General features: G+C 35.6%; 15 protein-coding genes. 5 read left to right on the top strand and 10 right to left on the bottom strand.

Features of this window, described 5'->3' with window-relative positions; all coding sequences use genetic code 11:
- Positions 1–7: 7 nt before the first annotated feature.
- From yegD to HMPREF0693_RS01475, 6 genes are all read right to left on the bottom strand, one after another.
- Entirely contained in the window at positions 8–1360 is a 1353-nt protein-coding gene (gene yegD, locus HMPREF0693_RS01500; RefSeq protein WP_004242963.1) for a molecular chaperone, read from the bottom strand.
- Between the two features lie 91 nt (positions 1361–1451).
- A complete protein-coding gene (locus tag HMPREF0693_RS01495; RefSeq protein ID WP_004242961.1) occupies positions 1452–1850 on the bottom strand; it encodes a DUF6122 family protein in 399 nt (132 codons plus the stop codon).
- A 57-nt stretch (positions 1851–1907) separates the two neighbouring features.
- On the bottom strand, positions 1908–3383 hold the full coding sequence (locus HMPREF0693_RS01490; RefSeq protein ID WP_004242959.1) for a TolC family protein: 1476 nt from the start codon (positions 3381–3383) through the stop codon (positions 1908–1910).
- Positions 3380–5236: an FUSC family protein gene (locus HMPREF0693_RS01485; RefSeq protein ID WP_004242958.1), complete on the bottom strand. Its 1857-nt coding sequence runs from the start codon at positions 5234–5236 to the stop codon at positions 3380–3382. The genes HMPREF0693_RS01490 and HMPREF0693_RS01485 overlap by 4 nt, the downstream gene beginning before the upstream one ends.
- On the bottom strand, positions 5223–6263 hold the full coding sequence (gene mdtN / locus HMPREF0693_RS01480) for a multidrug transporter subunit MdtN (protein WP_004242957.1): 1041 nt from the start codon (positions 6261–6263) through the stop codon (positions 5223–5225). The genes HMPREF0693_RS01485 and mdtN overlap by 14 nt, the downstream gene beginning before the upstream one ends.
- Positions 6264–6266: 3 nt before the next feature.
- A complete protein-coding gene (locus HMPREF0693_RS01475) occupies positions 6267–6548 on the bottom strand; it encodes a YtcA family lipoprotein (protein WP_004242955.1) in 282 nt (93 codons plus the stop codon).
- 303 nt (positions 6549–6851) lie between these two features.
- Between HMPREF0693_RS01475 and mnmH the strand changes: the two genes are divergently transcribed.
- The 4 genes from mnmH (at position 6852) to yidZ (ending at position 11692) form a co-directional block, all read left to right on the top strand.
- A complete protein-coding gene (mnmH, locus tag HMPREF0693_RS01470; RefSeq protein ID WP_017827712.1) occupies positions 6852–7940 on the top strand; it encodes a tRNA 2-selenouridine(34) synthase MnmH in 1089 nt (362 codons plus the stop codon).
- Positions 7941–8322: 382 nt separating this feature from the next.
- Entirely contained in the window at positions 8323–9375 is a 1053-nt protein-coding gene (locus tag HMPREF0693_RS01465) for a serine hydrolase domain-containing protein (RefSeq protein ID WP_004242953.1), read from the top strand.
- 204 nt (positions 9376–9579) lie between these two features.
- Positions 9580–10728, top strand: a complete 1149-nt coding sequence (locus HMPREF0693_RS01460; protein WP_004242952.1) for an MFS transporter — start codon at positions 9580–9582, stop codon at positions 10726–10728.
- Complete coding sequence (yidZ, locus tag HMPREF0693_RS01455) at positions 10721–11692, top strand: HTH-type transcriptional regulator YidZ (protein ID WP_004242951.1); 972 nt, start codon at positions 10721–10723, stop codon at positions 11690–11692. Before HMPREF0693_RS01460 ends, yidZ begins: the two co-directional genes overlap by 8 nt.
- A gap of 73 nt (positions 11693–11765) precedes the next feature.
- Here the strand turns inward: yidZ and HMPREF0693_RS01450 are convergent, their stop codons facing one another.
- Together HMPREF0693_RS01450 and HMPREF0693_RS01445 are read right to left on the bottom strand one after the other, a co-directional pair.
- Positions 11766–13166 (bottom strand): amidohydrolase, encoded by a 1401-nt coding sequence (locus tag HMPREF0693_RS01450; protein ID WP_004242950.1) that lies wholly within the window; start codon positions 13164–13166, stop codon positions 11766–11768.
- A gap of 56 nt (positions 13167–13222) precedes the next feature.
- Entirely contained in the window at positions 13223–13678 is a 456-nt protein-coding gene (locus tag HMPREF0693_RS01445; RefSeq protein ID WP_004242949.1) for a YaiI/YqxD family protein, read from the bottom strand.
- Between the two features lie 251 nt (positions 13679–13929).
- Between HMPREF0693_RS01445 and HMPREF0693_RS01440 the strand changes: the two genes are divergently transcribed.
- A complete protein-coding gene (locus HMPREF0693_RS01440; protein ID WP_004242947.1) occupies positions 13930–15528 on the top strand; it encodes an ABC-F family ATPase in 1599 nt (532 codons plus the stop codon).
- Positions 15529–15660: 132 nt separating this feature from the next.
- Here HMPREF0693_RS01440 and HMPREF0693_RS01435 read toward each other — a convergent pair whose 3' ends face one another.
- Positions 15661–16665, bottom strand: a complete 1005-nt coding sequence (locus tag HMPREF0693_RS01435; RefSeq protein ID WP_004242943.1) for a hypothetical protein — start codon at positions 16663–16665, stop codon at positions 15661–15663.
- Positions 16666–17098: 433 nt separating this feature from the next.
- Positions 17099–17695 (bottom strand): TetR/AcrR family transcriptional regulator, encoded by a 597-nt coding sequence (locus tag HMPREF0693_RS01430; protein WP_004242942.1) that lies wholly within the window; start codon positions 17693–17695, stop codon positions 17099–17101.
- Positions 17696–17782: the final 87 nt, after the last annotated feature.

Here is a 17782-nt window from a genome sequence, read left to right as displayed (position 1 = left end):
AAACCGCCTATTTAAAACAAACTTCACCCCAACGGGCTAACCCTGCGGTTACTGAGCCGAAATCATTACCTTTTACAATAGGCACATTAGGTAACTGTTGCTCGATAGCTTGACATAAAATCGGTGAACGCGCAGAGCCTCCGGTCATAAACACCACATCAGGTACTACGCCCCCTTGTTGTACGGCATCATTGACCAAATCAATCATCTTATCTTTAGGGGATCCAATGGCTTCAACCATTTGCTGGCGTGTGATATTGGTTTCTAATGTTTCACTTAATAACGCGATGCTGGCTAAATAGGTATGGCAATCTGATAATGCCATTTTTGCCTCTTCCGCTTTGCGGACAATGCCATATCCTAGTGTTTCATTATAGACTTCAATTAAGCGTTTTATCTTTTCTGGCTCTTGGGCATCACGACGTAGTTGATTTAATGCCGCTAAGTTTTGTTGAGAATAAAAATCTTTTTGTGCTTCAACATTATTGATGGCAATAGGATCCCAAAATTGTTTTAACGGTAATTTTATGCCCGATGAAGTTAGCCCTGTCATGCCAAATAAAGGCATTAGCTGTTTAAAAGCTAGATAAATATCAAGATCATTACCACCAACACGTTGTCCACTATGCGCTAATAGTGTACTGGCACGATCGGTTTTACCCCGATAGCTAGGGCCCATTTGAATCAATGAGCAGTCCGTTGTACCACCACCAATATCAACTACCAAGACTGTTTGGTCTTTGGTTAATGTGGATTCATATTCTAAACCAGCGGCTACCGGTTCAAATTCAAATAAAACCTGTTTAAAGCCGGCTCGTTTAGCTGCATTAATTAAAATACGCTCGGCTTGCTTATTGGCAGCCTCTCCCCCTAACCCATTAAAGTTAATAGGTTTACCAATCATGGCATCAGTAATGGTTTCTTGGGTGCTTTGTTCCGCTTGTTGTTTTATATTGGCCATCATGGCGCACACTAAATCTTCAAAAAAGCTGATTTGTATCTCATGTAAGCCTGAGGCACCAAGAAAAGATTTAGGCGATTTGACGTAATAAACATCACGGGGATCTTTTAGATACAAACTTAATGCCGCCTGACCGAAAACAATATCCTCAGGCACTAATTCAATATCTTCATCACGATTAAACGCGATTGATTTTCTTAATAGTTGTTCGCCAATAGAGTTGGTAGGTTTAATATTTAAGTGGCGAAATAAATGTTCGGAAACAGATTCACGGGTTGGCGCACAAAGAGTAGATGGAATATAAACATTCTCACCTTCTAAAGGTAATAGCGTTGGTTTCCCCTCTTTCATTATTGCCACAGAACAATTTGATGTTCCATAGTCAAAGCCAATAAACATATCGCCTCCCAGCTAGACTTCGTTAAAAAAAAGACTGAGCACTCTACATCAAGCTTATTGTAATTACTACCAGATTGTGGTGTTTTGTCTTTTAATATTCGAATGGCGTTTCTGGCGAATAAAGTTTATTACAGCTTATTGTTATAGCCATATCAGGTTTTAAACCACCTAAATAACAATCAACAGAATCGGTTAATAGATGAAATAAGCACCCAACGGCAATGGCTTTCCATTTCCAAGAAGGAATAAACCATAAAACGATATAGACAATGGCAGCCCATAGAGTATGCAATGGATGAAAACCAACACTGCAACGATTGGGATCAAAGATTGGCGTTGCAAACAAATGGTCAATGTCTATTGCCATCGTACTCATCATAAGAAGCGCAGCAAGCCGCCAGTTTTTACCCCAAAATAGATAAGCGAGTGCTATTGGCGCTAAAAAATGTAAACCATAATGTATTATTGTTCTGGCGATTTCAAAGATCACAAACGTCTCTATTGCACTGTTATTTGATAGGCAGCCCTTTTTATAAGGTGATTATCTCTATTTATCAAGGTGTATATTAGGTAAGCCCTGATCAATATCCCCTAAAGCAAAGGCTAAATCTACTGCGGCAATTAATGAGCCTGTATAAGCATCTATATGTGAGAGTTGCGCATTTAATAGTGCAATTTCTGCAGTATTAATCTCCGTTACTGTACCTAGTCCATTGTTAAAAAAATCGACACTGGCGGTATAACTTAATTGTGCGGTATCAACGAGATTTTTAGCCGCTTTGTTTGCTTCAAGGGCCGATCTTAATGCATTCTCACTGAGAGAGATCTCTTTGATTGCCGTATCTTGACTTTTGCGCAAATTTTCTTGTGCTAATTGGATATCTGATTGAGCATTGCTCATTCGCGACTGACGCATGCCCCCTTCATATAAGGGAATACTCACGCCAATTAAAATATTCGACGATGAAGTTCGTTGGCTAATTTCAGGTAACCCTTGAACATCAAAATGCCCCGAACCACCAGCAAGAGCACCGGCGAGATACACTTTAGGAAAATAGTCAGATTCAACAGAGCGTGCCGTTTTTAATGCCGCTTGCTCTAATTCATAGTGAGCTAAAATATCAGGGCGTTGTGATAACGCTTTTTTTATCACATCGTGAGTCAATGGGGAAATATCATCAGGTAAGCGCGCGTCATTATCATAATTCACTTTTATCTTTTCAAAGGGAGAGACACCTATTGCAGACAGTAATAACTGATATTGATCTTTTTCATGACCTTTAGCTAACACATGTTGTAATTCTACTTGGGCAACTTGTTGTTTGGCTAAAGCAACATCTAATACGGTTGCTAATCCCCGCGCACGTTTTTGCTCTATGGCATATAAAATATCTTTGCTTCTTTGCAGTGCCTCTTGGGTAAGAGTGACTTTTTTAAGGGCCGCACCATAGCTAAAATAGGCAACAGAAACATCATGAATTATTTTTTGATGCATCAGATTAAAATTAAGGTTTGTTGCCAAAGAAGCATGTTTAGCGGCATCGGCTAAAGCTCCTCGTTTGCCGAAGTCAAAAATAAGCCATCTAAAGGTTAACGCTGGAATAAAAGCACTGTTTGATGTTTTAATATCATCAACAATTGGATTGGCGGGTAAATCTACTTTTCCTCTTTGATAACCTGCCAATGCCGTTGCGGTAATAATCGGCAAATAAGTACTTTCTACCATACCAATATCGGTGGCTGATTTTTTCGCTAATAACCAAGCAATCCGTGTTTCAGGATTATTTTGCTGACCAAGATCGATAAGCTCTGCCAATCCATAGCTCGTTTTAGTGGTTTGCTCTTGCTGAGGTGTGGCGAGGTATTGCTCAGAAGCTGCCATATAGTTTGTATTATTATAAGGCATCGGTTGTTGTGCTGAGTATTTCCCATAATCGCTAGTATCAATACATCCAACAAGTAATAAACTTAACCACGATGATAGAATATATTTTTTATGATTAATGGCCGATTTTATCATCATCTATTTTCTCTTATTAACTGTTTAAATACTTGTTCTCTTTCATTGATGGGCAACATTTTTATTTCTTCAGTTAAGACATTTTTCTTAAAATCATCTGGAGATAAAGGCAGTGTATCGGAATACTCACCATTATCATCAAAAATAAACCTATCAGCATAACTATGGCGACTAATGTAAGAAATCTTGCTTAATGACTGTTTAAAAAACAAGGTGAATACTTTGTTTCTTTCTTTATCTTTTCTCTCAAACAGCAGTAAATCAATATTATCTTTAGATTGTGCAATAGTCTCATTAATAGAGGCGACTAAATCTAAACACTCACTTTTATTGGCAGAGCATCTTAACTTTGTATAGTCATCTAAAATCGTGGCGAGCTGTTTGTATATTGTATTGACGATACTCGCGGGCCAGACTCGAGTAAAAATGACATACATAACAATATTGCCTAATAAAATACCCAAAATACGGTCGGAAACCACATCCATATCAAAACTCGGTTTAAAGCCATGTAGTGTCGTTAGCAAAAAGGCTAAACCTACTTGTACGCCAGCATAAGAGATACGTTCATTACCGGCGGCAACCCAGGCTGCAGGTAAAAGACAGAAGAAGATCAATACCATCAACTGAAAAATATCAGAAATATTAGGAATAATATAAAGCAGTGAGATCATGCCAATTAATGCGCCAATCAGACACCCTATTATTCTTAGTGTAAGTTTATGAACCGTTTCGCCCACTGAAGTAAGTGCAACCACATAGCAAGTGATCATCGCTGTATGGATACCTTGCCATTTAAAATAATCATAAAACAAATAACATAAAATAGCGGCAAGAGTTGTTTTAATAGCGAAGTATTTATGATTAGGATTACTAAATGCATCGCTTACAAAAAAGGGTGTGGCTTTTTTAATGGGTTTAGTGGTTCGTTTTGTTAGCAAAATAGTATTAAATTTATCCAATAAAGCGATTCTATTTATTGGCTGAAGACGTTGCACACTATCTTTAATGTTATCTAACGAGTGATTGGCAAAACAGTCCGCAATATATTTACATCTTTTCGCTAACATAAAACGTAACGATGTTGAGGTATTGTCATCCATTGTTATTGACATAACTAATATTGCATAGGAGTTATAAACCATGTTTTCTAACCATTGGATATCTTCTTTACCTAATAGATAAAGGATTTTCATAACCATCAAATAACGTTGGCATTCTGCTTGTGTTCCTAGTATTTCACTCAGCGTTATCTGGTTAGTTTTTTTCCCTAAGAAAAAATCATGGGCTGCCATAAAGCGCGTTGAAATTTTATTAAGCAGTAATTTCCGTGGGCTAATACCAAAAAAATAATTGAATATAATCACCAATAGCATCGGCGAAACGGCCATTAATAACGCATAAAGCAATCCTCTGGTTGCAGCATCACCAAATGGGATATCTTCAATTAGCGTCATTAAAAAGGCGATCACCAAAGCAACTAAATTGCCTATATCACCAAGACTACTTGCTGAAGCTAAATACATAAAAATGGCTGAGAAAAAAGCCATAAAAAAGAAGCGTAAAATAATATTTTGAATAGTGAGATTAAACAGTACTAACGCCACACCAACCACAATGGAGCATAAAATAATGACCCCAAGGGAGAGTAATATATTTTGTACCGCATCCGCTTTAATCAAATAGATAATTAAATAACAGCTGATTGCTGATTCAGGAATTTCATAAACCATAGCGATCACGGCCATTAAGGCACACAGTAACGCTATGCGCCACGTAGTGGCGAATCGATAGTCAAAAGGTAATAAATCTTGTTTGACTTGTTTTGCTATCAGCGAAGATTTAACAGTCATCATCGTTAGGTACAATATTTACAGTAGCAGTGGCACCGATGCGCATGAGTGCTTCTGGTGGTTCAGTAATAATGACTTTGACAGGAAAACGCTGCTCAACCCGAACCCAATTTAATGATTTAGGTACATAAGGTAAGTCTCTTGGAATATTAATCAGGTCGGTCGACATGACTCCCCGACTAATTCCTTCAACTTTACCTTTAATGGGGTGTTGATTATCAATCATGGAGTAAATCACCACACAGCTACCAATTTTTATATTATTTAAATCTGTCTCTTTAAAATAGGCCGAAGCAAACCAAGTATCAGAGTCAATTAAGGTAAAAACAGATTGCCCTGACAAAATAAATTCACCGGGAGATAAAACGACCCCGGCGATATATCCATTACTTGGCGCCCTTACCTCAGTATTACTTAACTCCCACTCTGCCATGGCAAGCGATGTTTTTAATGACTTGACTAATGCTTCTTCTGAATCGGTATTATTAATAAGTGCTTCAGATGCCACATTCTGTTTCTGTGCTTGTTTTAATGTCACTTCAGCATCATGTTTTAACGTCCGAGCATCATCGACTTGTTGTGCTGTGACAAAGCCTTTTGCTAATAAAGGTTCTAATCGATTTAATGATTGTGTGGCTAATGATAAATTGACCTGCGCACGTTTTATTTGCTCTTGTGCCACTTCTGAATTGGATGTTTCCGCAATAATAATACGTTGCTTATTGCTTAATGTCGCTTGTGCAATCTGTAGTTGCTCTTTTGCTTGCTCTACCCTGAGTGCGTACATTGTGGGATCAAGTGTAAACAGTAAATCGCCTTTTTTGACTTTACTATTTTCTTTGACATAAACAGCAGCAATGCGTCCAGGCACCGAGGCTGAGATATTAATTTTATTTGCATCAATGATGGCATCTTCACTAAGAGGATTTAATGCCGATATATGAATACTTTGCCATAATAAAATGAGCGTTATCAAAAAAACAATAATGGTGATCACGCGTGCTAGGCTTTTTTTGATTTTTTTATCCATAGTTTAATAAGTAAAATAAAGTAAGGAGATAGTTAAAGAAATTGATAACATAATCGCAAAATAAAATAACAAAGGTACTGGCAATTTATCATCAATTCCCCAGTAGATAAGTAAAACCCGTAGACAAAAAGCACCTAATAGGCCAATAAATGTACATAACATCCAATAGGGAAAATAAGCACCTAGCATAGGAATAAAAGGAGAATGCCCTTGTGAACAGCCCGTCAACAATACAGTCATCACAGTTAAGCTGATAATTCGATGATGTTTTTTTATTAAGTTCAAGGTAATACACCTATCATTTTATGATTAAATCCATTCATAGCTATCAATACTATAATATTTTTAGTTGTAATAAAGTGACTTATATTATTTTGCTAAAAATAGCATAAGGTTATTGTAGTTGAATTATTTATGATCAATTCAATTTTCTTTATTTTAAATACGCTTTTCAAAATAATGCCGCAGTGCTGGTTAAATAGAGTTTGATTTTATTACTCACAAAAACATGCTCTGTGTGTGCTATTAGGTAATTTTAAGAGTATAGTAGACAATCTTTCTGCCTGTTTAGATATTATAGTTTTTATTATGGAATCAACGCTTTCTGCTCAAAATATACGCCAACTCCTTGCTAAGGAAACACCAATTATTGATGTTCGTGCGCCAATAGAATTCAATCAAGGAGCGATGCCCAACGCAATAAATCTACCTTTAATGAATAATGAAGAGCGTGCGGCTGTAGGGACTTGCTACAAACAACATGGCTCTCAAAAAGCGGTAGAGTTGGGGCATCAATTAGTTAAAGGCGAGATAAAAGCACATCGTGTTGCTGCTTGGCGCGAGGCTTGCGAGCGTTTTCCTTCCGGATTTATTTGCTGTGCTCGTGGCGGTATGCGTTCACACATTGTTCAAAAATGGTTAGCTGAAATAGGCATCGATTATCCTTTAATTGAAGGTGGATATAAAGCGTTAAGACAAGCGACGATCGAAATGACCAATGAGCTAGTACAACGCCCTATTATCTTAATTGGTGGTTGTACAGGTAATGGTAAAACAACCTTAGTACGCTCTTTACCAGAGGGAATTGATTTAGAAGGATTCGCTCATCATCGAGGCTCCTCATTTGGTCGCACTATTGAGGCTCAGTTTGCTCAAGCGACTTTCGAAAACTACCTTGCTGTCGATATGTTAAAAAAATCCCCTTATCATTCGCGCTGGGTACTCGAAGACGAAGGCCGTGCTATAGGTGCTAATGGTTTACCGGAAAGTTTGCGTATACAAATGGCAACAGCCCATTTGGTTGTGGTGGATGATCCATTTGAGCGGCGTATGGCAAGACTCAAAGAAGAATATTTTGATCGTATGACTCATGACTTTATTGAAGCGTATGGTGAAGAAAAAGGTTGGCAAGAATACAGTGATTATTTGCATCATGGATTGTATGCTATTCGACGTCGATTAGGTGCTCAAAGAGCCGCGGAGTTAACTCAATTACTTGATAATGCTTTAGCCGCACAAAAAATAAGTGCGAATACAGAAGTGCATTTTTCATGGTTATCGCCTTTACTAAAAGAATATTACGATCCTATGTATCGTTACCAGTTAAGTAAAAAACAAGATAAAATTATCTATACGGGTAGCTATGAAGAAGTTGAACAATGGTTTGCTAACCATTAACTCCCTAGATTTTCTGTACTAAAATAAAGCCCCCAATAGATATTGGGGGTTAATTATTATTTTTATTATGCTGACTAAAAGAGCTGTTTTTTCTGCTTAGCATATAACCATAATCCTAAAATTATTATCAATCCAAAGAAAAAAGCACTGCTAAAGAAAGCTCAAGAAAAATATACACTCTCCCTACCCCTTATAAATCTGCATGTAAAATTTGATATCTTTAAATGAGTAATAGTAAAAATACACTTTATATTTTGACAATAATATAAAATGGATCTTATTGTGCTATATAAGCTTTTCTTAATTTTCTCCTTTTTAAATGGCTGATAATACATTTCAATAATGAGGATGCGATATCTCCAGCGATATTAAGAGTAGTACGATGAAAAACATAGACAATCACTATATTGAAAATAAAATAAGACAATTACTTAATCCCATTTTAAATGATGAGCCTGGAGCCATCATTATGGCCCGTTTTGATAATGGATTAATATATCAAGCTGAAAAAGGGCTAGCAGATATTAGCCAAAAACAAAAAATTGATGAAAACAGCATATTTAATTTAGCATCAGTATCTAAACAGTTTACGGCTTTTTCTATATTTCTCTTGGCTCAAGAAGGTAAATTATCGCTTGATGAATCAGTACTTACCTATTTACCAGAATTAGGAGATTATGCTAAGGAAATTAGTCTTTATGAATTGATATATCATACCAGTGGGTTAATCGACTATATGGAGCTAGCATTCGAGCGCGGTATAACTTATCAAATGCCGTTGACTCCTGCTGAAAGTTTCGCTGATGTTGTAAGACAAACAAAAACGTATTACCCGATTGGGCAAAAATTTGAATATAACAATACTGGATACTTTTTACTGTCTCAAATCATTGAACGAGTTAGCCAAAAACCTTTTTCTGTTTTTGCCGAAGAGAAAATTTTTACACCATTAAAAATGAACAATACTTTTATTGTCGAAGAATATCCCACAATAAACCCCATTGTTTCTGGTTATGCCAAAGATAAGCAAGGTAATTATCAATTGTCAGAAAGTCCTTGGACTCAAACTGGTGATGGTGCAATACATTCGAGTGCAAGTGATTTGATGAAATGGGGTGAAAACTTTCGTACAGCTAAAGTCGGTGGCTCAGAAGTTATCAGAAAAATGACGCAGGCCTTTTCTCCCTTAACACGAGAAGGCCAATTAGTTATTGATTATGAAGCTTATGGTTTTGGATTATTTATTAATAATACATTAGGTGAATTAAGCTTTGAGCATGGAGGTAGCTGGATGGGAACCGCAACCTATTTTATGCGTTTGCCTCATTTAAGGCTTACTATCGCCGTTTTATCTAATCGTGAAGAATATAATGCTGATGTAATAGCAATTGAAGTTGCTAAAATTTTAATACAAGCATGCAAGAAAATAGGATAAAAAATAAATCGAATTTTAGTATATATCCCTAAAGATAAGTAGAAAATAAAGGATATAAAAACTAAAAGCATGCTTATTTCCATTATGGAAATAAGCGATTGCTCTTTTATCATTAGGTTTTATTTTTTTTAGTTACTAGAATGCCACTTTCTAAAACGAGGTGGTTTATGACTAAATATGTTATTTTTAGTTTTTTTTTAGTTATTGATTTATCCTCTTGGTGTTGATCTATACTTAACTGGATTAACAGCAATTGCTAGCGATTTAAATGCTTCTGAAGTGACATTGCACCATGCATTTTCAATTTATTTGATGGGAATGGTGCCATCCATGTTAATTGCTGGATGGTGCAGTGACAATTTAGGTCGTAAGCCTGTTATTTTATTTGGTACTCTGATTTTTTTCTTAGCGTCATTAAGTGCTGGGCTTTCGATAACGGAAAAACAGTTCTTGATTTCACGATTTTTTCAAGGTAGTGGGTCAGGTTTTTGTTACGTTGTTACTTTTGCGATATTAAGAGATACATTAACAGAACAACAACGTGCTAAAGTACTTTCTATGATAAATGGTATTACTTGTATTATTCCGGTATTAGCTCCCGTTCTAGGCTTTATTATTTTATTATATTGCGAATGGTCAATGATGTTCTATCTTATGGGGGCTTATTCCCTATTGGTTTTTATCTTTTGTTTTTTGGGGATAAAAGAGACTTACCATAAAAAAGAAATTAAAAATAAAAAAGTAAATCTATCTGTAATAAAACCAACAACAGACTCTTTTTTCACTCGCTATTTTTTAAGTCGTTTACTTATTTCCTGCTTAGGAATGGCCGTTATTCTTACTTATGTCAATATTTCCCCTATTGTAGTGATGCAACAAATGAATTATTCAACAGGAGAGTATTCAATATTAATGACATCATTAGCAATGATAAGTATGACCATTTCTTTTTTAATGCCAAAAATATTAATGAAATACCGCTATAAGCATATTTTATCAGTAGGGTTTATATGTTTTGGAATAGGTATTATTTTCCTTTTTATAGGGAAAAAGAGTGAAATGCGTTGGTTTTTTATTACCTTTGCATTATGCGGCTCAGGATTTGCGTTATTATTTGGGATTATTATGAGCCAAGCACTTTCTCCATTTAGCCAACGAGCCGGCGTTGCGAGCTCTGTGCTGGGTATTTCACAATTAAGTTTTTCTTCACTTTATATTTGGGTAATGGGGTGGATTGAAGTATCCTCAATAAATATGTTGGTGGTTATTTTATTTATCAGTTGTATTGTAGGTACTCTTTTTCTATGCTTTCCTCGGTTCACAGAACAAAAAAAGGTTAAATATAATGTCTAACAAACCATTACATAGAATTGATTTGAATTTGTTAGTCATATTTCAAATTCTTTTACAGGAGCGCAGTGTCACCTTGGCCGCTAAGTGGTTATCCATTTCTCCTTCTGCTGTGAGTAAAGCATTAGCCAAATTAAGGATATGGTTTGATGATCCTCTTTTTATCCGTAGTCCACAAGGGTTGATCCCAACACCATTATCGTTAAGTATTGAAGATTCTTTATCTGATTTTATTAATATTAGCCACCATATAGCCAATAAACGTAATACAGAAGTTCCTGTTGGACTTAAATTTAATTTAGTTTTAGAAACACCGTTACATCAGGTCATGTTACCTTCTTTACCACAACAAATATTATCTCATTACCCAAAATCCACACTTCAGATAAAAAATTGGGAATATAATTCCCTTTCTAATATTATTGATGGAGAAGTTGATATTGGGCTTGTTGGACGAGAATACTATTCACGCTCAAAAGAGTTACTAGAGCTACTTCCTGATGTGATTGATTATGAAATATTATTTGATGATATCCCACTCGTTTATCTACACAAAAATCATCCGTTAATGAAAATGAAGTGGGATCTTAATAATTTTTTATCGTTTTCTCAGGTGAGTACAGAATATGACAAACAAAGTCATTGGGCTTTGGATAATATCTTAAAAGAAATGAACAAAAGTCGTCAGATAGCAATTACTTATACTTCTTTTGAGCAATCTCTTTTTATGATATCTCAACCTGACCATCAATTAATTACTTGTGCACCAGGATATTGTCGTTATTATGTGAAAACACATTTTCCTGATATTGTAACATTACCTATCCCTCTCCCCCCTGTGTTTTTAGACCAGCTTCATCTACCTTTTGTTTTATTATGGCATAAGCGTAATAGCCATAATACAAAAATTATATGGCTAAGAAATACAATAAGAAAAAGTATTAACCAACAAACCTCCGATATCTGATAGTTTAAAATAAAAAAGGTGATTTGATATCAAATCACCTTTTATAAACTTATTAACGCTATATTACTACAATCTATTTAACAACTTCACCACTATCAACAACGGTTTGGCGTACTTTATTCGCAAAATTTTGAGCTTCACTGATAATCGCTTGTTCATCTACGGTTAACAGTTGGCGATCTTCCATCAAAATTTTACCATCTACAATGGTATGACGAACATTACTTCCATTCGCACCATAAACTAATGCTGCATATGGGCTATACATAGGCACCATATTAGGTGCTTTAGTATCAACAACAATAATATCAGCAAGTTTTCCCGATTCTAAAGAGCCTAATTTATCTTCCATATGTAATGCCTTGGCTGAGCCTATTGTTGCCATTTCAACGACGGTTAATGGTGGCATTGCGGCGCGATCTTTATTCTCTAATTTATGAATTTTGCCTACTAAATTTAACTCATTCATCGTTGTGAGTGTATTGCTCGACATTGGCCCGTCAGTCCCTAAACCAACACGAACACCTTTTTCTAGCATGGCAACAACGGGCGAAACACCTTTGGCTGATTTGGTATTAGCACTAATATTATGAGCTACACCTACATCATATTTTTTTAATAAATCAATATCTTGCTCATCAACCATAATCGCATGAGCGGCAATGACTTTATTATTTAAAGCGCCAATATCTGCCATATATTGAACTGGGCTTTTACCATCGGTTCGTTTTGCAATTTCTTCTTTCTCTCTATCGGTTTCTGCTAAATGGATCATCACAGGGGCATCAAGCTCTACCGAGAGTTTAGCAATTTTTTGCAGGTTCTCTGTGGTATTGGTATAAGGTGCATGAGGTGCAAAGGCAGGAATAATGCGCGGGTGATCTTTATATTCATTAATAAAATTGACAGCATATTGAATGCCTTCTTCAGGAGTTTGTGCATCAGCCACCGGAAAATTAATCACTGATTCACCTAAGATGGCTCTATTTCCCATCTTATCAACCGTTTTAGCGACTTCATCTTCAAAATAATACATATCAACATAGGTAGTTACTCCCCCTTTTACCATTTCAACATTGGCGAGGTTTGCTCCCACGCGAACCATATCGCGAGACACCATTTTATTTTCTAAAGGGAAAATATAGCGATGTAATCGGTCTGGCACGTCATCAGCTAAAGAGCGAAAAACCGTCATTGATGCATGTGTGTGGGTATTAATTAATCCTGGCATCACGATATCACCATCCACATCTAACACTTTGTTGGCTTGGTATTCTTGTGTTAACTCAGGCCCCCCAACGGCGATAATTTTATTTTCTTTTACAACAACCGTTCCTTGTTCGATAACCTGATTTTGTGCGTCCATTGTTAACACTGTGCCATCGACAATCATTAAATCAGCCTGTTTGGCTGCGTGACTAGTAAAAGAAACCGCCATAACAGCGAGTGCAAGTATTGATTTAGTAAATGACATAACTACCTCTCGGATGGTAAGAATATTCAAAAGTTTATTATTTTATTGATAATTTATTATTTTTTACGTTTTTGCTGTAGTAACCATTTATCCAACTCATTAGCAAAAAGTTGCCGGTCGCGCTGTGATAAACTTGCCGGTCCTCCTGTTTGAATGCCACTTGCTCTCATCGTATCCATAAAATCACGAATATTTAATCGTTCGCGGATTGTTGACTCTGTATAACGTTCACCTCGAGGATTTAGTGCAATAGCCCCTTTTTCGATCACTTCAGCCGCTAAAGGAATATCGGCAGTGATCACCAAATCATCTTGGTTTGCACGTTGTACAATTTCATTATCAGCCACATCAAAACCTGCAGAAACCTGCAATGTGCGCAAATAAGGCGATGCGGGTATACTTAATCGCTGATTTGCCACAAAAGTGATCATCACTTTTTCTCTATCTGCTGCCCGATAAAGTATCTCTTTAATAACTTTAGGACAGGCATCAGCATCAACCCATATCGGCATAGTAACTCTCTTTGATTGTTTCTTTTTGAAAATTAATCCTATTAAAATAACACATTCCCACTCATATCGTTATTTAAAGCAGATAAATCACATAGTCTTTTTGAGTTAAGTGTTAAGTGATTAACGCGTAAAAGTGCATGATATCGTAAAATAAGTCATCGGCTAACCTTACTCTACTGTCTTAATGGGGTAAGTTTATGGCATAATGCCGCCCCATTATCTTTATCATTCACTAATCATGAGTATTCGTCTTGTTAATAAGTAATAATATCACTATGCAGTTTGGTTCGAAGCCACTGTTTGAAAACATTTCTGTTAAGTTTGGTGGCGGTAATCGCTATGGTTTAATCGGTGCTAACGGCAGCGGTAAATCCACCTTTATGAAAATTCTCGGTGGTGATCTCGCGCCTACTAGCGGTAACGTATTCCTTGATCCTAATGAGCGTTTGGGTAAGCTAAAACAAGATCAGTTTGCTTATGAAGAGTTTACCGTGCTTGATACGGTAATTATGGGGCACGCTGAGTTATGGGAAATTAAACAAGAGCGTGAACGTATTTATAGCTTACCGGAAATGAGCGAAGAAGAGGGTTTACGTGTTGCCGATCTTGAAGTGAAATTCGGTGAAATGGACGGTTACACCGTTGAATCACGTGCCGGTGAATTATTATTAAACGTTGGTATTCCACTTGAGCAACATAATGGCCCAATGAGTGAAGTGGCGCCAGGATGGAAACTACGTGTGCTCCTTGCACAAGCCCTATTCGCTGATCCTGACATCTTATTACTTGATGAACCGACGAATAACTTAGATATTGATACGATCCGCTGGCTAGAACAAACATTAAATGAACGTAATAGCACTATGATCATCATTTCCCATGACCGCCATTTTTTAAATATGGTGTGTACTCATATGGCCGATCTTGACTATGGTGGATTAACAGTTCACCCAGGTAATTATGATGAGTATATGTTAGCGGCAACACAAGCGCGTGAACGTTTACTCGCTGATAATGCAAAGAAAAAAGCACAAATTAGTGAATTACAATCCTTTGTTAGCCGCTTTAGTGCTAATGCATCAAAGTCTCGTCAAGCCACTTCGCGTGCAAAACAAATTGAAAAAATTCAATTAACCGAAGTTAAAGCTTCCAGCCGACAAAATCCCTTTATTCGTTTTGAGCAAGAGAAGAAATTATTTCGTAATGCGTTAGAAGTAGAGAATATTGCTAAAGGTTATGAAGCAAATACGCCTTTATTTAAAGACGTAAATATGATGCTGGAAGTGGGCGAAAAAGTGGCGATTTTAGGCACCAATGGTGTGGGTAAATCAACCATGATCAAAACATTAGTGGGTGAATTAACGCCTGATAATGGACGCGTTAAATGGTCTGAAAATGCCACTATAGGTTATTATGCACAAGATCATGCCACTGATTTTGAAGTTGATATGACCGTTTTCGATTGGATGAGTTTATGGATGAAGCCAGAAGACGATGAACAGTCGGTGCGTAGTGTATTGGGTCGCCTTCTTTTCTCACAAGATGATATTAAAAAATCAGTCAAAGTATTATCTGGTGGTGAAAAAGGCAGAATGCTGTTTGGTAAATTAATGATGCAAAAACCAAACGTTCTGATTATGGATGAACCTACCAACCACTTAGATATGGAATCTATTGAGTCACTGAATATGGCGTTAGAACTCTATCAAGGGACGTTAATTTTTGTTTCTCACGATCGTGAGTTTGTCAGCTCATTGGCTAACCGCATTATTGAAATTACGCCTGAAAAAGTGACTAATTTCCAAGGCACTTATGATGAGTTCTTGGCTAAGAAAGGGATTGATGGTTAGTACCCCACTTATTTATTAATATAAAAAATAAAAGGCTTGGTGTTATTTTACGTTCCAAGCCTTTATTTTATTTAAAGATAGAGTTATAGCTGTAGCTATTGTCACTTAATTCATTGTAATTATGGGCGTTTGTTATTGGCGGAAGGAGATATACTCACTTGGTACTATATTATTTATATAAATATTATTTATAGTCTCATCAGTAACATTGAATTCAAGTGTTCTAATAAATGGAAAGTTATAATCAATAATAGCTTTCCTTAATGATCCACAGGCTTTTTCTTTTTTGTCTTCATCTTTAAATAAAGTTTCCATTCCATGTTTTATAAATCCTTCTATTATACCTACATGAGGATTGTACAATGACAATAATTCGATTTTAATTAAATTCAAAAACTCTTTTGAATTTTTATCTTTTATATTTAAAGCAACAGTATTCTTCACAAGTTTTATTTGAATATTTTTTCTATATTCTATATCAATATGCTGTATTATATTCATAAGTTTTTGTAATTTACAACGGTCTTCAATTTTATCGTCTACATTAATTCTAGAATTATTTATATTATATAAACGAACAAAATCTGTTACACCATCCAAATAACGCTCTACGTTAAAATAATTATTTGGTAGTAAGTCGTTTTTTATCTGGGATAAATAGACATTGTATTGATTAATATCATAATTGGCTTCATTAGGAATTTCATGCAGTCTTTTTTTTATATAACTTCTTATGTTTTCTATGTCTTCTTTTATACTTGGATTTTTATTATGTATCCGATCTATCATGTCTTTAATTAAATTATCTAATGATACCTCACCATTATAAACGTTTTTTATAACAAATTTCATTTTTAAATCATAACCATCTTTTAAATATAAATGAAAATTATCTTTATATTGTTCCCCTGTCATAGAATATAATTCTGCAAAGCAATCAACCTTATCAAATATTGAATTTTTAGGATTGAAATAGGTATGATAAAGTAATTTAAGCACATGTTCTTTTTGACCATGATTAAACCAGTCTTTTATTTTTTCCCAAATAGACATTGCATCTCTAGCTTTAGATGCGTGTGATAATTTGTTTATTTGCGAAGTTGATATATTCACTCCACCAATTGTTAATTTACTCATATAACACCTTAATGATAATTACATATTAATTGAAATGCTTCTGTTTATTTATATTGGGAAAATATTTTATTTTATCTTTTAATTACATCATTATATTAAAAATATAGGTAATATTAATTTCATGTGGCATTTAAATATATAAAGATTAATACATGTTTTTTTGTTTGAAATTTAACATTCTGTTGTTATATGTTACCAACCACGAGTCAATCATAATCCCCTTTCATTTTTGATGAAATTACCATGTTGCTCTTTTGAAGTCCTACCTTATGGTTATGTTGCTAAGAAACAGACAACCGCATAAAAGTGATGCAACAATATTAGAAACACCATAAATGATTTCGGTTGTTAATCGCGCCCAATTTTCTTTTTTGTAACAATGTCACGCCTATTTTATGTCAACAACCCGAATATTCATTATTTAATAGTCTGGTTAACTTAATAATTGTGTAAATTGTCGATATAATAGCGCACCTAATGTTTGTGGTGTGTATTCCGTACTGTGTTCTAAATTATCAACGGCAGCATGCATACCATGATAAATAAGCGTGCAGGTTAATTCAGGCTGTAGGACTTGCCACGTTTTATTCTCTGTCCCCCCCATTAATATCGTTTGTAACTGCTGTAGCGCCCTATTTTCATGAATATTACCGCTTTGATGAAAGACTTGATGAAAAAGCATATCGTGTAATTCTTGTTTTTCAACATAAGCAATAACGCTAGTTTCACACCACTGTTTTAATTTAGCGCGAAAATCTTGAATTTGGCAGCTTGCCATTGCTTGCTCAACTTTATCAATATACCAATCCATATATCGAGTTCGCAGTGCGTCGAGAATATCTGTTTTTGCCGTAAAATAGTGATAATACGTTCCTTTAGCGACCCCCGCTTGTTTTACAATATCGCTGACGGTTGTGGCATCAAATCCTTTTTCAAGAAATAGTGTTTCTGCGGCGTTCATTAACTCTTCTAAACGAACTTCGGCTGGCTTTGTTCTTGGTTTATCGATATTTTTTTCTTCTAATGACATTGCTCATCTCCCTCTAAGTGGCTGTTAAAGGGTACTCCATATTGAGAATAGCCACAATAACCGTAAATGAAACTTATTATCATCAAT

Origin of the sequence: Proteus mirabilis ATCC 29906, from assembly GCF_000160755.1 — a bacterium.
Taxonomy (GTDB): domain Bacteria; phylum Pseudomonadota; class Gammaproteobacteria; order Enterobacterales; family Enterobacteriaceae; genus Proteus; species Proteus mirabilis.
This window is presented reverse-complemented; position numbering and strand designations above follow the sequence as displayed.

Coding starts and splice junctions, on each gene's coding strand:
- HMPREF0693_RS01490 (WP_004242959.1), bottom strand. CDS start 3,383: ATGATGATAAAATCGGCCATTAATCATAAAAAATATATTCTATCATCG.
- HMPREF0693_RS01445 (WP_004242949.1), bottom strand. CDS start 13,678: ATGCCGATATGGGTTGATGCTGATGCCTGTCCTAAAGTTATTAAAGAG.
- HMPREF0693_RS01435 (WP_004242943.1), bottom strand. CDS start 16,665: ATGAGTAAATTAACAATTGGTGGAGTGAATATATCAACTTCGCAAATA.
- yegD (WP_004242963.1), bottom strand. CDS start 1,360: ATGTTTATTGGCTTTGACTATGGAACATCAAATTGTTCTGTGGCAATA.
- HMPREF0693_RS01465 (WP_004242953.1), top strand. CDS start 8,323: ATGAAAAACATAGACAATCACTATATTGAAAATAAAATAAGACAATTA.
- HMPREF0693_RS01450 (WP_004242950.1), bottom strand. CDS start 13,166: ATGTCATTTACTAAATCAATACTTGCACTCGCTGTTATGGCGGTTTCT.
- mdtN (WP_004242957.1), bottom strand. CDS start 6,263: ATGGATAAAAAAATCAAAAAAAGCCTAGCACGCGTGATCACCATTATT.
- HMPREF0693_RS01485 (WP_004242958.1), bottom strand. CDS start 5,236: ATGATGACTGTTAAATCTTCGCTGATAGCAAAACAAGTCAAACAAGAT.
- yidZ (WP_004242951.1), top strand. CDS start 10,721: ATGTCTAACAAACCATTACATAGAATTGATTTGAATTTGTTAGTCATA.
- HMPREF0693_RS01430 (WP_004242942.1), bottom strand. CDS start 17,695: ATGTCATTAGAAGAAAAAAATATCGATAAACCAAGAACAAAGCCAGCC.
- mnmH (WP_017827712.1), top strand. CDS start 6,852: ATGGAATCAACGCTTTCTGCTCAAAATATACGCCAACTCCTTGCTAAG.